This is a genomic window from Pseudomonas sp. LB3P81 (genome assembly GCF_054897965.1).
In genome coordinates this window covers 1,075,738-1,089,669 of sequence record NZ_JBUBVG010000001.1, presented here as the reverse complement: position 1 = coordinate 1,089,669, position 13,932 = coordinate 1,075,738, and the positions used below count along the sequence as shown (strand labels likewise).

14 protein-coding genes and 1 pseudogene are annotated in these 13,932 nt (G+C 58.5%); 8 read left to right on the top strand and 7 right to left on the bottom strand.

What is annotated here, in order from left to right:
* Positions 1-143 precede the first annotated feature (143 nt).
* The 3 genes from ACYZTL_RS04890 to ACYZTL_RS04880 are packed head-to-tail and all read left to right on the top strand — an operon-like array spanning position 144 to position 3,139.
* Positions 144-1,115 carry a tripartite tricarboxylate transporter substrate binding protein gene (locus ACYZTL_RS04890; RefSeq protein ID WP_461950830.1) on the top strand — a complete coding sequence of 324 codons (972 nt, stop codon included), beginning with the start codon at positions 144-146 and terminating at the stop codon, positions 1,113-1,115.
* Positions 1,112-1,606 (top strand): tripartite tricarboxylate transporter TctB family protein, encoded by a 495-nt coding sequence (locus ACYZTL_RS04885; protein WP_461950829.1) that lies wholly within the window; start codon positions 1,112-1,114, stop codon positions 1,604-1,606. The genes ACYZTL_RS04890 and ACYZTL_RS04885 overlap by 4 nt, the downstream gene beginning before the upstream one ends.
* A 24-nt stretch (positions 1,607-1,630) precedes the next feature.
* Positions 1,631-3,139 carry a tripartite tricarboxylate transporter permease gene (locus ACYZTL_RS04880; protein ID WP_461950828.1) on the top strand — a complete coding sequence of 503 codons (1,509 nt, stop codon included), beginning with the start codon at positions 1,631-1,633 and terminating at the stop codon, positions 3,137-3,139.
* 58 nt (positions 3,140-3,197) lie between these two features.
* Here ACYZTL_RS04880 and ACYZTL_RS04875 read toward each other — a convergent pair whose 3' ends face one another.
* Entirely contained in the window at positions 3,198-3,557 is a 360-nt protein-coding gene (locus ACYZTL_RS04875; protein WP_461950827.1) for a type 1 fimbrial protein, read from the bottom strand.
* Between the two features lie 431 nt (positions 3,558-3,988).
* Here ACYZTL_RS04875 and ACYZTL_RS04870 point away from each other — a divergent pair, with 431 nt between their 5' ends.
* Positions 3,989-4,987: a bile acid:sodium symporter family protein gene (locus tag ACYZTL_RS04870; RefSeq protein WP_461950826.1), complete on the top strand. Its 999-nt coding sequence runs from the start codon at positions 3,989-3,991 to the stop codon at positions 4,985-4,987.
* Positions 4,988-4,994: 7 nt separating this feature from the next.
* Here ACYZTL_RS04870 and ACYZTL_RS04865 read toward each other — a convergent pair.
* A pseudogene (locus tag ACYZTL_RS04865) lies at positions 4,995-5,120 on the bottom strand (hypothetical protein); the annotation flags it as partial.
* Between the two features lie 65 nt (positions 5,121-5,185).
* On the opposite strand from ACYZTL_RS04865, the gene ACYZTL_RS04860 reads away from it, so the two are divergent.
* Positions 5,186-5,746, top strand: a complete 561-nt coding sequence (locus ACYZTL_RS04860) for a nucleotidyltransferase family protein (RefSeq protein WP_461950825.1) — start codon at positions 5,186-5,188, stop codon at positions 5,744-5,746.
* Here the strand turns inward: ACYZTL_RS04860 and ACYZTL_RS04855 are convergent.
* The 4 genes from ACYZTL_RS04855 to ACYZTL_RS04840 form a co-directional block, all read right to left on the bottom strand.
* A complete protein-coding gene (locus ACYZTL_RS04855; RefSeq protein ID WP_461950824.1) occupies positions 5,664-6,338 on the bottom strand; it encodes a helix-turn-helix transcriptional regulator in 675 nt (224 codons plus the stop codon). The two genes, ACYZTL_RS04860 and ACYZTL_RS04855, sit on opposite strands and share 83 nt — an antisense overlap.
* A 19-nt stretch (positions 6,339-6,357) precedes the next feature.
* Entirely contained in the window at positions 6,358-6,987 is a 630-nt protein-coding gene (locus ACYZTL_RS04850; protein WP_461950823.1) for a hypothetical protein, read from the bottom strand.
* Positions 6,988-7,210: 223 nt separating this feature from the next.
* Positions 7,211-7,651 (bottom strand): nuclear transport factor 2 family protein, encoded by a 441-nt coding sequence (locus ACYZTL_RS04845; protein ID WP_461950822.1) that lies wholly within the window; start codon positions 7,649-7,651, stop codon positions 7,211-7,213.
* 81 nt (positions 7,652-7,732) lie between these two features.
* Entirely contained in the window at positions 7,733-7,975 is a 243-nt protein-coding gene (locus ACYZTL_RS04840) for a hypothetical protein (RefSeq protein WP_461950821.1), read from the bottom strand.
* On the opposite strand from ACYZTL_RS04840, the gene ACYZTL_RS04835 reads away from it, so the two are divergent.
* Complete coding sequence (locus tag ACYZTL_RS04835) at positions 7,952-8,581, top strand: DUF72 domain-containing protein (RefSeq protein ID WP_461950820.1); 630 nt, start codon at positions 7,952-7,954, stop codon at positions 8,579-8,581. The genes ACYZTL_RS04840 and ACYZTL_RS04835 overlap by 24 nt on opposite strands.
* Positions 8,582-8,809: 228 nt before the next feature.
* On the opposite strand, the gene ilvD is transcribed toward ACYZTL_RS04835, so the two are convergent.
* Positions 8,810-10,492 carry a dihydroxy-acid dehydratase gene (ilvD, locus tag ACYZTL_RS04830; RefSeq protein ID WP_461950819.1) on the bottom strand — a complete coding sequence of 561 codons (1,683 nt, stop codon included), beginning with the start codon at positions 10,490-10,492 and terminating at the stop codon, positions 8,810-8,812.
* Positions 10,493-10,878: 386 nt separating this feature from the next.
* Between ilvD and mqo the strand changes: the two genes are divergently transcribed.
* Both mqo and ACYZTL_RS04820 read left to right on the top strand, forming a co-directional pair.
* A complete protein-coding gene (gene mqo, locus ACYZTL_RS04825) occupies positions 10,879-12,525 on the top strand; it encodes a malate dehydrogenase (quinone) (protein WP_461950818.1) in 1,647 nt (548 codons plus the stop codon).
* Between the two features lie 250 nt (positions 12,526-12,775).
* Positions 12,776-13,930: a hypothetical protein gene (locus ACYZTL_RS04820; RefSeq protein WP_461950817.1), complete on the top strand. Its 1,155-nt coding sequence runs from the start codon at positions 12,776-12,778 to the stop codon at positions 13,928-13,930.
* Positions 13,931-13,932: the final 2 nt, after the last annotated feature.

Sequence of the window (13,932 nt, the reverse complement as noted above, 5' to 3'; positions counted from 1 at the left end):
AAATGAAGTGATTCACTGTTATATGCCGCCATTCTAACCATGGCCTACGCTTATCCCGAGATGGATGTTCATTGATCGGGGTATGCGCCCTGATCGACGTTCAACCGACGCCCCATAAAAACAAAAGTCTTGGGAGAAAACGCATGTTTGCATTGTTACGTCGATCCACCCGTTGCCTCGCGGTTGTCGTCACTACCGCTGTGCTCACAACGCCTGCCTTTGCGCTGGATACCGTCAAATTCATGGCCCCGGGTTCGGTGGGCGGCGGTTATGACCAGACCGCACGTGTCCTGGGCAAAGCCTTGATTGAAGCGAAGGCAGCCAAATCCGCCACGTTCGAAAACAAGGGGGGAGCGGGGGGCACGCTGGGGCTGGCGCAGTTTGCCAACAGCACCAAGGGCGATCCGGATGCGCTGCTCGTGATGGGCGCGATCATGGTCGCGGGCATTGAGCAGAACAAACCGCAGATTACCTTGAAAGATGTGACGCCGATTGCCCGGCTGTTTACCGAGTACAACGTGATTGCCGTGCGCAAGGAGTCTCCTTACAAAACGCTGGATGACCTGGTGAAAGAGTTCAAGGCCAACCCGTCGAGTATCCCCTTCGGCGGTGGCTCCAAGGGTTCGATCGATCACATTGGCATCGCCGAACTGGCGAGCAAGATGCAGGTTCCGGTCAACAAGGTGAATTACGTTGCTTATGCCGGCGGCGGTGAAGTCGTCGCAGCGACTCTGGGCGGGCAGATCAAGGTGATCACCGGTGGGTATGCCGAGCTTGGCTCCTACATCAGAAACGGTCAGTTCCGCGTGCTCGCCATCGGCGCACCGGAGCGCGTTGAAGGCATCGATGCCCCGACCCTTAAAGAAAGCGGGTACGACGTGATCATCGGCAACTGGCGCGGTGTTTATGGCGCCGCCGGCCTCACACCCGAGCAGCGCAAAGAGGTGACCGACGCCGTGCTGGCCGCCGCCGATAGCAAGGTCTGGAAGGACAACGTCTCCACCAACAAATGGGCACCCAACATTCTGACCGGTGACGAGTTCGGCAAATTCGTCGACGAGGAGCACGTGCGGCTGCGTGCGATGCTGGTCGAGGTCGGGCTGGTTGCGAAATGACTCAGACTCGCAAAATCGTACCGGTGCAACTGGCGATTGGCGCCGGTGTGCTGGCCATCAGCGCCGTGCTGGCGTACGGCGCCTTTCTGTTTCCTCCCGAGATGGGGTTCGTCATCCTCGGCGCGTATGTTTATCCCTATGCGGTAGCGGTATTCCTGGGGGGCGTGGGCGTAGTGCTGAGCTATCAAGCCGTCACCGGCGGCTTTCGTGAGCTGGCCGACCACGACGACGAGTCCGCCAAAGCATTGCCCGGCGGCAAGGCTGGTGTGGCCTGGGTGACGGCGGGGTTGATAGGCGTAGCCGCGCTCATCAATCTCATCGGGTTCGTCCTGGCGGCCGCGCTGTTGTTCGCCTGTTCGGCGCGGGGCTTTGGCAGTCGCCATCCACTGCGCGATCTCGCCATCGGCATTGCCCTGACGCTACCGATTTACTGGCTGTTCAATGCCGGGCTGGGGGTTTCCCTTCCGCCGCTTGTCAACGCCTGGATCTGATTCGGGCCGAAGGAGATCAACAGGGTGGACATTCTCGCAAGCCTGGCAATGGGTTTTTCCTCGGCCCTGACGCCGATCAATCTGATGTGGGGGTTCATTGGCTGCCTGCTCGGCACCGCCATCGGTGTCTTGCCGGGCATCGGGCCGGCGTTGACGGTGGCGCTGCTGTTGCCGGTCACCGCGAAGGTCGACCCTACCGGCGCGCTGATCATGTTCGCCGGTATCTATTACGGCGCTCAGTTTGGCGGCTCGACCACTTCCATTCTGCTCAATACCCCAGGGGAATCTTCCTCCATGGTGACGGCCCTGGAAGGCAACCTCATGGCGCGCAATGGCCGAGCGGGACCGGCGTTGGCCACGGCGGCCATCGGATCTTTTGTGGCCGGCACCATTGCCACGATTATGCTGACCTTGTTTGCGCCCATCGTGGCCAAACTGGCGCTCAATTTTGGTCCTGCGGAGTATTTCGCGATTCTGGTGCTGTCCTTCACAACAGTGTCTGCGGTGCTCGGTGCGTCGATGTTGCGCGGCTTTGCATCGCTGGGTATTGGCCTGACCATCGGTTTGATTGGCCTGGACTCGACCTCGGGTATTGCTCGCTACACCTTGGGCGTCCCGGAACTGGTCGATGGCATCGAAGTCGTGCTCGTGGCGGTCGGGTTATTTGCGGTGGGTGAGGCGTTGTACAGCCTGCTGTATCAGAAAGAAGAGACGACGGGCCGGCATCGCCTGACCTCCTTGTGGATGACGCGCGCCGACTGGAAACGCTCGGTTCCGGCGTGGCTCCGAGGAACGCTGATCGGATTTCCCTTCGGGTCGATTCCGGCCGGTGGCGCGGAAATTCCGACGTTTCTGTCTTATTCGACCGAGCGGAAACTCAGCAAATACCCGAAAGAATTCGCCGCCAGCAAAGGTGAAGGCGCCATCGAGGGTGTCGCCGGCCCTGAAGCGGCAAACAACGCGAGTGCGACCGGTTCCCTGGTGCCGTTGCTGACCCTCGGTATCCCGACGTCGGCCACGGCAGCCATCCTGTTGGCCGCGTTCCAGAATTACAACCTGCAACCGGGACCACTGCTGTTTGAAACCTCGGGGGAACTGGTCTGGACCCTGGTGGCGTCGCTGTACATCGGCAACGTCATCCTGCTGGTGTTGAACCTTCCGCTGGTGGGCCTCTGGGTGAAGTTGTTGCAAATCCCGCGGCCGTACTTGAACGCCGGGATCCTGGTGTTCGCCACCATCGGCGTGTACGGCATGCGCCACTCTTCCTTCGACCTGTTGCTGATGCTGGCGATCGGGTGGGGCGGGGTGTTGATGCGCCGGTTCGACTTCCCCGTCGCCCCGGTGATCGTGGGCATGCTGCTGGGGCCGATGGCGGAAAAACAACTGCGCAACGCGCTCTCGATCAGCCAGGGCGACTGGACGGTGTTTATCACGCAACCGATTTCCGCTGCGGTTCTCGCATTGACGCTGCTGGTGCTGATGGTGCCGCATCTGCTGCACGCCAGGGGCATCAAGCTGCATGAGGATGATTGAGCGGGGTGCGCTGGGCGTCTGCACCACTGCGGATAAATGACGAATAAGAGAGGGATCGTCAGGGCAGGGTCATCGTAATCAGGTAGTTCCCCGATCGCACGGGTGCACCAGAGCTGTCCACTATTTCGAATTGTTGGTCGTAATAGCGAGCCTCCCGCCCGCTGTCAGAGACCAGTTTGAGATTGGCCCTGGCGCTGATCGGGTCGATGCCATGCACATTTACCGTCGGTGTGCCGGCTGGCGTGGGGCAGGCATTCAACATTAATGTGGACGGTTTTCCCATTGCAGCGCTGCAGCCGCGTTCGACAATTGCGCCCTGAAACCGAATCGTGCCTTGTGCCATTGGTGGCGCCGCATGGCAGGCACTGTTCAACGTGAAGCAAAGGCTCATGGCGGCTGACAGATGCATAATCTTCATGCTTGCGCTCCTGTGGGGTGTAAGGATCAAGTCGTCCGCCGTCGGCGAAACTTGAGCTGTTGGGGGGGGGCCAGTCCACTTTAGAGGATAGATCGAGACCTGGTCTTGCGGATGTTCGCAGACCATTGTGGGAGCGAGCCTGCTCGCGAAAAATGTTCTGAGAACGCGTTCCTCCAGACAGCACGCGTTTCGTCCATCGCGAGCAGGCTCGCTCCCACAGGGGAATGCGTGCGCTTGAGATCATCAATAACCAAAGACAACCTCGTTCTTGTTCTTGATGCACCGAACGCAACGCAGTACGCCATCAAATGGATGCGTTCGCGTCAGTGTTATGTCCTTTAGCCGACATCTACTGGCTTATTAGCGTTAGTCGGCAATCGACAGGCACGATAGAGTCGACCCACGCCCCTCGCCACCACCGGATGACACCGATGACCCGCCCCCGTTTCTTGCCCGACAACTTCACTCTGACCCTGATCGGCGTGGTCGTGCTCGCCAGCCTGCTGCCCGTCAGCGGCCAGGTCGCAGTCGGTTTTGGCTGGCTGACCAACATCGCCATTGCCCTGCTTTTTTTCCTGCATGGCGCCAAACTGTCCCGTGAATCGATCATCGCCGGTGCCGGCCACTGGCGCCTGCATTTGCTGGTGTTCAGCCTGACTTTCATCCTGTTTCCGCTGATCGGCCTGGCGCTCAAACCCTTGCTCTCGCCGCTGATTGGCGACGATCTGTACATGGGCATGCTCTACCTCTGCGCACTGCCTGCAACGGTGCAGTCGGCGATTGCTTTCACGTCTTTGGCTCGCGGGAATATTCCGGCGGCGATTTGCAGCGCGGCAGCCTCCAGCCTGTTCGGGATTTTCCTCACGCCGTTGCTGGTGACGTTGCTGCTGAATGTGCACGGCGAGGGCGGTTCGACACTCGATGCGATTCTGAAGATCAGCGTGCAACTGTTGCTGCCGTTCATTGCCGGCCAGATCGCCCGGCGCTGGATCGGCGCCTGGTTGGCGCGCAACAAGAGCTGGCTGAAATTCGTCGACCAGGGCTCGATTCTATTGGTGGTGTACGGTGCGTTCAGCGAGGCGGTGATCGACGGCATCTGGCACCAGATTCCGCTTTGGGAGCTGGCCGGGTTGGTGGTGGTTTGCTGCATCGTGCTGGGGTTGGTCTTGTTCGCGTCCACCGTGCTGGGCAAGGCCTTCGGCTTCAATCAGGAAGACCGCATCACCATCCTGTTCTGTGGTTCGAAGAAAAGCCTGGCCACCGGCGTGCCGATGGCCCAGGTGTTGTTCGCCGGCAGCACCATTGGCGTGCTGATCCTGCCGTTGATGCTGTTCCACCAGATTCAACTGATGGTCTGTGCGGTGCTGGCGCAGCGCTATGCCAATCGCCCGGAAACGGTCGCCGAGCTGATGGCCCAAGTCGATCCGTGAAGACGGTTTATTGCCCGTCCACACGTCGAGGCAGCTTTAACGGATTGGTCTCACGCAATGCTTCAGGCAACAACGCATCCGGAAAGCACTGATAAGCCACCGGACGCAAGAAGCGTTCGGTGGCTGATACCCCAGTTTCGAGTGCAGCCGTTTGTTATTGTCTGCCCCCAGTGACTGGAGACCGCGCACGGAGCCCACATGACATTGACCGCCGAAACACTGATCGAAATCGCGATGACCAACCCGGCCAACGTCGAGATTGCCCGGCGCTTGCCTGCACTTGGGCTGAACCAGTGCATGCTGACAGCGGGCTGCCTGTTTCAGGCGGTCTGGAATCATCAGTCCGGCCGGTCTGCCGCGTGGGGCATCAAGGATTACGACGTTTTCTACTTTGACGAAGACGAATCGTGGGACGCCGAAAACGCCGTCATCCTGGCGGCGCGTTCGCTCTTTCACGACCTGGACGTGAGCATCGAAATCAAGAACCAGGCACGGGTTCACCGTTGGTACAAGCAGCGATTCGGCAAGGAGTATCCGAAGCTGACGTCGGCAAAGGACGGCATCGACCGGTACCTGATTGCGGGAACCTGCATCGGTCTGGAGGTGGCAACCGGCGAGGTGTATGCGCCTTACGGTTTGAGCGATGTCGAGGAAGGGCTGTTACGGATCAATCCGCTCAATCATCAGCCCGATTTATTTGTTCAGAAGGCCGAAAGTTATCGGGCTCGGTGGCCGTTTTTACGGTTGGTCGAAGTTTGAATCGGCAGACGTCACCGCCGCGCACCATGCATTCCGTGTGGTCGACTTCAGCGCCGCCCAGCGCGCCAATCAAGGCCAGGTCCAGTTCACAGACCACCGGATGAGCCGCCGCCAGTCGGTGAAAAACGCAATTGTGCGCGACGATTTCCTGGTCGCCGCTGGAGCGGAAGAACACCTCTGCCTGGTATCCCGCCTGATTCATGTGCTGCACGATCCTGGCTTCGTCGACCACCTGCGATTCACGATCCAGCGCCAGTTTTCGGCCCATGCTGCGCATCAGCATCGCCAGCGCTTCGGCACCGATGATATCGGCCACTTCATCGATCAGCACACTGGCCAGCATCTGGTACTGGCGAGGAAACTGCTCCTTGGCATGGTCGGTGAGCCGGAACAGTTGCTCTGGACGCCGACCCGTCGGCCGGGTTTCGCCCCGCAACACCAGGCCGTCACGCTCAAGCGCCGCCAGATGTTGGCGAATCGCGGTGCGCGTGACGGCCAGTTGTTCAGCCAACTCGTCAATGCTCATGCCGCTCGCGTGGTGCAACAGTGCATTGAGCAGGTCTTGCTGTGTTCGACCCAGTCCTTCCAGCATGGTGTGTCCTCGCCCGATGTCAGAACTTGTCTGGAAACTGCTTGACCAGTGCCGCCGTCAGCGCGTCGGCCAGTGCCAGGATATGGCTGAGCATCGTTTGCCAGGTGCGCGCTTCGCCCGCGTAATCGTGTGCGGCGAGTTCATCGATCTGGGCGACATGATGGCCCCCGTGAGCGGCGAGCATGGCAACCAACGTGTCTTCAGGCAAGTTGGGGTTGGCTTTGGCCAGGAAAGCGGCAATCGCCTTGGCATTGCTGGTCAGATCTGTGACGGCGGCGTGCTTGCCTTTTGCATCTTTGGCGACCGTGGCGTCGCTGTAGTGTTTCACCGCACCCCAGTGACCGGCCAGTAACTTGAGTAGCTGATCGGCTGCGGGTTGACCGTAAAGCGGGGCGATGCTGTTGGCGATTTTGGTCGCGTTGTCGACCACCTGATCTGCGGCGACTTTGGCTTGCTGTTTGTCCGCAGCCTGGTTGGCGATCGCGTAATTTCTGATCCAGAAAACATGTTCGACCCACAGGTCGCGCAAGGCCAGGCGTGTACTGAGCGCAGCGCTGTCAACAGGGGTAGCGGAGGCGGAGGGCGTTTGACTCCAGACGGGTTGAGCACAAAACGCCAAAAGCATTAAAGCCAGGATCTTGATATTCATCACGGCACCCTCTGAGAGTGGGATATTCGACAATATCAATTTAAGCATATAAATATGCTTTTATTAGGCGGCGGGCAAAGTCGCTGATCAACGGTCGTTTCTGGAACCCTGTAGGCGCTAGCTTGCTCGCGATGGACGTCAACGATCACGCGTGTTTTCTGAACAAACGCGGCGCTTACAAATCCTCGCGAGCAAGCTCGCCCCTACAACCTTTAAATGGAAATCAGAACTTGAACGCCTGACGCCCAACCAGCAGCCATTTGCCTTTCTGTTTTTGCCAGATCTGCAAGTTCTCGATTTCGGTTGGAATCACTTCAGTGCCTTTCAGCGCCTGTGCCGAGAAATGGTTGCGAACCAGGGCGACGTCACCGGACAGGGTGATGGTCTGGTTTTGCATCTCGAGGGTTTTGAGGGCGCTGCGGCCGGTTTCGATGTCGGCGATGTATTCCTGCTTGTTCTGGATTTTCCCGCTGGAATGCCCGTAGGTCAGGTTCTCGGCGGTCAGTGCGGTCAGTGCGGTCAGTTCGGGAATGTTCTTTTTCAGCATGGCTTGGGTCAGGTGGTCGACGGCCTGAGCCACATCTTTTTCAGCGGAGGACGGGGTGGCCGCGACGTAGCCGCTGAACAGGCACAGAAAACCAATCAGCACTTTCACTTTTTTCATGGGTGTTTCCTTGTTGTTGTTGTTGTTGTTGTTGTTGTTGTTGTTGTGGGTGATCGAGTGATGGAAATAAAACTTAATTCATCAGTCGTCGTACAACCTAGCGTGCGCTGAGGAAAAAACGAACTTGCGGGGCAGAGTTTTCTCGAAGTTAAGGAACCGGACCACGGGGCCGCCAAGATTGGCCGTATCCGCGAGGCCAGCGAGGATCGCCAGGCGTTTGAACAGCGCTTGCGCGAGTTCGACGGCGTAGGGCCCAAGACGGTCGAGATATTCATGCGCGATGCCGCCGGGGGTGCTCTGTTGAACGAGGTGAATCAGATCCACGTCGGCTGCGCCGGTTGGAACCTGCCTCGTGACCACTGGCCGTTGATTGCTGCCGACGGCACACACTTGCAGCGGTATGCGTCGCAACTGACGGCCGTTGAAATCAACAGCTCGTTTTATCGCCCGCATCGGCCACAAACCTATTTACGCTGGGCGCAGTCGGTGCCGGCTGCCTTTCGTTTTTCGGTAAAGATGCCCAAGCTCGTCACCCATGTTCAGCGCTTGCAGGGCTGTGAACGGTCGTTGCGCCAACGTTATGCCGGGCCGGTGGTGCTTGAACCCCGGCATGAAAGCTGGCTGGACGCCAACGCTTTGATGATCGAGCAGAAAATCGGCCGGGTCGCTGCCGATCCATCGCCCATTACCGGTGGCGACAGGCCGGGTGGTTGGCCGGGGATTCGTTACTGGCGCTGGCACGGTTCTCCGCGCATCTATCACAGTGATTACGAGCAAAGCCGACTGGAAGCGCTGACGCAGCAGGTGCGAAACGCGGAGCAGGCGGGCGCGGTCAGCTGGTGCATCTTTGAAATCACCGCCAGTGGTTTTGCGGTGGGTAATGCGCTGACTCTGCGAGCATTGCCGGGCCGCAATGAACGCATGTCGTAAAAGCACGAACCTATCGAAATAGCCTTCAATTACCCGTTGCTGCCGTTGATATCCTGTATCGGTTTCGCCTTTGAGGTAGGCGTAGAGTCAATTGATTTTTTGGTGGCTGTGAAGGCCTCTTCGCGAGCAAGCCCGCTCCCACATTCGACCGAGTTCTTCCAGACGAAACGCGATCTAATGTGGGAGCGGGCTTGCTCGCGAAGGCGATAGATCAAACACCACAGAAGGTTAAAGATATTTATCCGTAACAGCCCCCTCCGAAGCGCTGGACACAGTCTTCGCGTACTTGGCCAACACCCCGCGTTTGTACCTGGATTCAGGCCGAACCCAGCGAGTCTTGCGCTCGGCCAATAAAGCATCTGAAACGTCCACAGTGATCTGCCGGGTTTCGGCATCAATGGTGATTTTGTCACCGTCTTCGATCAACGCAATCGGCCCGCCATCAAAGGCTTCCGGCGTAATATGGCCCACCACGAATCCATGGGAGCCACCGGAAAAGCGGCCGTCGGTGATCAGCGCAACGTCCTTGCCCAAGCCTTTACCCATGACCGCCGACGTCGGCGAGAGCATTTCGCGCATGCCGGGGCCGCCCTTGGGGCCTTCGTAGCGGATCACGATCACGTCACCCGCTTTCACTTCACCGTTGAGAATGCCGGCCAGCGCACCTTCTTCACCGTGATAAACCCGTGCTGTGCCTTCGAAGCGCAGGCCTTCCTTGCCCGTGATCTTGGCCACCGCGCCGGTGGGCGAGAGGTTGCCGCGCAGCACCACCAGGTGTGAATCCTTTTTGATCGGCCGGTCGAAGGGCAGGATCACGTCCTGGCCTTCGGGGTAATCCGCCACGTTTTCGAGGTTTTCCGCGAGGGTCTTGCCGGTCACCGTCATTGCATCGCCATGCAGCATGCCGGCCGCGAGCATGCGCTTCATCAGTGGTTGAATGCCGCCGATGGCGACCAGTTCGCTCATCATGTATTGGCCGCTGGGGCGCAGGTCGGCCACCACCGGCGACACCTTGCCCAGTTCGACAAAATCATCCAGCGTCAGCTCGACATCCACCGCATGCGCCATCGCCAACAGATGCAGCACCGCATTGGTCGAGCCGGCGAGGGCGATCACCACGCGAATCGCATTTTCGAAGGCTTTGCGGGTCATGATGTCCCGCGGTTTGAGGTCCAGTTTCAGCAACTCCATGACCTGCTGGCCGGCACGGAAACTGTCCGAGGCCTTGTCGCTGCCGACGGCGTCCTGAGAGCTGGAACCGGGCAGGCTCATGCCCAGCGCTTCAATGGCCGAGGCCATGGTGTTGGCGGTGTACATCCCGCCGCAGGAACCGGGGCCGGGAATGGCCACTTCCTCGATCTGCTTGACCTGGATTTCGCTGATGTCACCGCGCGCATTCTGTCCCACGGCTTCGAACACGGAAATGATGTCGGTGTGGCCGGCGCCGGGCCGAATGGTCCCGCCATAGACGAAGATGGAAGGGCGGTTCAGCCGCGCCATGCCGATCAGGCAGCCCGGCATGTTCTTGTCGCAGCCGCCCACCGTCACCAGACCGTCAAAACCTTCACAACCAGCCACCACTTCGATGGAATCGGCAATCACCTCCCGCGACACCAATGAATACTTCATGCCCTCAGTGCCGTTGGCGATGCCGTCGGAAATGGTGATGGTGTTGAAAATGACGCCCTTGGCCCCGGCGGCATTCGCGCCTTTTTCGGCCTCGATTGCCAACTTGTCGATGTGCATGTTGCACGGCGTGACCATCGCCCAGGTCGAGGCGATGCCGATCTGCGGCTTCTTGAAGTCCTCGTCGGTGAAACCCACGGCCCGCAGCATCGAGCGACCGGGCGCGCGCTCCACGCCGTCGACCACTTGAGAGGAATATTTGCGCAGATCGTTTTTGTCGCTCATGACTGCTCCTCAGCGGATCGTCGAGAAAATCAGGATCAGTATAGTGGCCCCGGCGCGCGTGTTCGGACTATCAGGTCGGGAACAGACGCGCGGGTTTGCGATGTCGTGATATTCTTCGCCCCAACTTGGTTTGACCTATTCAGTTTGCGTGTCCTCGAGACGCGCCAGCAGAATCACTGTCGCTCAAGTAGCTGAAGCCAATAAAGATAAAAAGTCAGTTCAGTAGGGACATATAAACTGAGGTCGATGGAACACGTCGGCCTTGTGTGCCCACCCCTCCGGTTCTTATGTGCGAGCCCCCACGACATTTGCCTGAATGCCGTGTGATACAAGGGTTTCGTCGTGAGGATGGAAGGGCGGATGGCGTTTTATCAAAGGTGCTACAGATGTTTAAGAAAATGAACACAGCCCTGCTGGGGCTGGCTTTGTCGATGGGGATCACGTCCGTTCACGCGGAAGAGGCAAAGAAAGTCGATGTGTTGCTCATCGGCGGCGGCATCATGAGCGCGACCCTCGGTGTCTGGCTAAATGAGCTGGAACCTGGCATGTCGATGGAAATGGTCGAGCGCCTCGACGGCGTCGCCCAAGAAAGCTCCAACGGCTGGAACAACGCCGGTACTGGTCACTCCGCTCTGGCCGAGTTGAACTACACGCCGGAAGACGACAAGGGCAACGTTCAGATCCCGAAAGCGGTTGAAATCAACGAAGCATTCCAGATTTCCCGTCAGTTCTGGGCCTGGCAGGTTCAGCAGGGCGTGCTGAAAAACCCGCGTTCGTTCATCAACTCCACGCCGCACATGAGCTTTGTGTGGGGCGACGACAACATCAAGTTCCTGAAAAAACGCTACGAAGCCCTGCAGGCGAGCCCGCTGTTCGCCGGCATGCAGTACTCCGAAGACCCGGCTGTGATCAAGAAGTGGGTTCCGCTGATGATGGAAGGGCGTGACCCCAATCAGAAAATCGCGGCCACCTGGTCCCCGATCGGTACCGACGTGAACTTCGGCGAAATCACCCGCCAGTTCGTTGCGCACCTGCAAACCACCCCGAAATTCGACTTGAAACTGTCTAGCGAAGTGCAAGACATCACCAAGAACGAAGACGGCTCCTGGCGCGTCAGCTACAAAAACCTGAAAGACGGCACCCAAACCGAAACCGACGCCAAGTTCGTGTTCATCGGCGCGGGCGGCGGTGCACTGCACTTGCTGCAGAAGTCCGGCATTCCTGAAGCCAAGGAATACGCAGGCTTCCCGGTAGGCGGCTCGTTCCTCGTGACCGAGAACCCGACCATCGCCGAGCAACACCTGGCCAAGGCCTACGGCAAAGCCTCCGTTGGCGCACCGCCGATGTCGGTTCCGCACCTGGACACCCGTGTCCTGGACGGCAAGCGCGTCATCCTGTTTGGCCCATTCGCGACCTTCAGCACCAAGTTCCTCAAGGAAGGCTCGTACCTGGACTTGCTGACCACCACCACCACGCACAACGTGTGGCCAATGACCAAGGTCGGCATCAAGGAATACCCGCTGGTCGAGTACCTTGCAGGCCAACTGATGCTGTCTGACGAAGACCGCCTCAACGCTCTGAAAGAATACTTCCCGAACGCCAAGGCTGAAGACTGGCGCCTGTGGCAAGCCGGCCAGCGCGTGCAAATTATCAAGCGTGACGAAGCGGCCGGTGGCGTGCTGAAACTGGGTACCGAAATCGTTGCTTCCGCTGACGGCACCATCGCCGGTCTGCTGGGTGCTTCGCCGGGTGCCTCGACCGCTGCGCCGATCATGCTGACCGTGCTGCAGAAGGTGTTCAAGGACAAGGTTGCTTCGCCTGCCTGGCAGGAAAAGCTGCACCAGATCGTGCCGAGCTACGGCACTCAACTGAACGGCAGCCCTGCAAAAGTGGCTGAAGAGTGGGCTTACACCGCCAAGGTGCTGCAACTGACGCCGCCACCGGCAATCGGTCAGGTAGCGGCTCCGGCTGCTGCCCCGGCTGAAGCGCCTCAGGCGCCGAAGGCTAAAGCTGCGAGTGATATGGCTCTGTAATCAGGGTGTACTCGAAAAGCCCACTGAACCGGTAACGGTCAGTGGGCTTTTTTGTGGACGGGGTTTCAATCGGAAAGACCGGTATGCCGCCTTGCAAAGTCACGGCCTTCTATCTTTACTGTTACTCGATATCCAGCGAGTTGTCTCATTAAATATGTCTTCTATTTCAAGGTTTAAGCGCATTTATTGAAGTTCCGCCCGGATCTTTGTATCTGTTCTACCTAAGATAAAGCTCAAAGGATGACGAAAAATGAAAGATAACTTGGCGGCAGTTATCCGAAAACTCATTTCCCCTTCAATGCGGTATGAGATGAGACACGCTTCAAACTGGCTGCGAGACATCCTTGGGCGTGCGTGTGTCTGGCGTTGGGAAATTGCCAGGTTCAGGCTTCAGAAGGACAGTCCTTACGAGATCCTCTATATCGGCAGGAAACAGCAGCGGGAGATGGCCAAACTGCTCATCGGCGGGAAGGCCCAGGGCAATGCCCCTACGACCGAGGGCGAGCCGGAACCTGCCGCGTCGAATCATGTGGTAGTGGTCAGTGAGGTGCGGACCCCGGGGGCTTTGTCTGTCCCTTTGTATCTGAGTGCTGTTGTTCCGCTGGGGCGATCCATCGAGGACATCACCGCAAAATACGATGGTGAATTGCGTCGAAACATCCGCAAGAACCGACCGCTCTATCACATGAGACAGGCGCTGCTGGATGAGGAAATCGCCAAGGCCGACAGGGAAATGCTTCGGCCTTACGCCCAAGCAAGGCAAGGCATCCATGTTGCGCAATTTCCCACCGAGGAAGTGTTCAGGATAGCCAGGACAGTCGGGCGGCTGGACCTGATCATGCGGGATGACGAGGTGATTGGCTGTCACCTTGGCTGCGTTATAACGCGTGGCGGAAAGCGTTACTGGAGCACGCTGCGTTTCGGATACACCGAGGCGGTTTTTTCAGATGCCAAGCGACTGGGCGAGGTCAACGCGATTACCACCTTCATGGCGCTTGAATGGGCAATCGAAAATGGCTTCGATTATTACGATATCGGGCATTGCCTGGGACGGCCGGATGACGGACTGCTGAAATGGAAAAGAAGGCGCGGCGGTGACGTTGATTCCCTGGGAAACCACGCTTATATGTTTCTGCGGCTACCCAAGACAGGTGTAGCCAGATTCCTTTGGGAAACGCCGCTATTCGCTGCCGAAGGAAAGGAACTGACCCTTCACCTTGGCTTGCCGGAAGGGCCAAGCGATGAGGAGGCCGCCAGCCGCTATCATGAAATGGTATTTGGCGGGCTGCACAAGATTTATCTCTATTGCGCCAAGAATTCGGGCGAACAGTTTCTCGAAACCTTGCGCAGTCGCTACGCTAACTTACAGACCCCACCCGTTATGGAAAGGATTCCATCCAGCTGAGT

Excerpts from the sequence above, each read along its gene's own strand:
- ACYZTL_RS04875 (WP_461950827.1), bottom strand. The coding sequence starts at position 3,557 with ATGAAGATTATGCATCTGTCAGCCGCCATGAGCCTTTGCTTCACGTTG.
- ACYZTL_RS04845 (WP_461950822.1), bottom strand. The coding sequence starts at position 7,651 with ATGAAAAAAGTGAAAGTGCTGATTGGTTTTCTGTGCCTGTTCAGCGGC.
- ACYZTL_RS04855 (WP_461950824.1), bottom strand. The coding sequence starts at position 6,338 with ATGCTGGAAGGACTGGGTCGAACACAGCAAGACCTGCTCAATGCACTG.
- ACYZTL_RS04820 (WP_461950817.1), top strand. The coding sequence starts at position 12,776 with ATGAAAGATAACTTGGCGGCAGTTATCCGAAAACTCATTTCCCCTTCA.
- ACYZTL_RS04885 (WP_461950829.1), top strand. The coding sequence starts at position 1,112 with ATGACTCAGACTCGCAAAATCGTACCGGTGCAACTGGCGATTGGCGCC.
- ACYZTL_RS04890 (WP_461950830.1), top strand. The coding sequence starts at position 144 with ATGTTTGCATTGTTACGTCGATCCACCCGTTGCCTCGCGGTTGTCGTC.
- ACYZTL_RS04870 (WP_461950826.1), top strand. The coding sequence starts at position 3,989 with ATGACCCGCCCCCGTTTCTTGCCCGACAACTTCACTCTGACCCTGATC.
- ilvD (WP_461950819.1), bottom strand. The coding sequence starts at position 10,492 with ATGAGCGACAAAAACGATCTGCGCAAATATTCCTCTCAAGTGGTCGAC.
- ACYZTL_RS04850 (WP_461950823.1), bottom strand. The coding sequence starts at position 6,987 with ATGAATATCAAGATCCTGGCTTTAATGCTTTTGGCGTTTTGTGCTCAA.
- ACYZTL_RS04860 (WP_461950825.1), top strand. The coding sequence starts at position 5,186 with ATGACATTGACCGCCGAAACACTGATCGAAATCGCGATGACCAACCCG.
- mqo (WP_461950818.1), top strand. The coding sequence starts at position 10,879 with ATGTTTAAGAAAATGAACACAGCCCTGCTGGGGCTGGCTTTGTCGATG.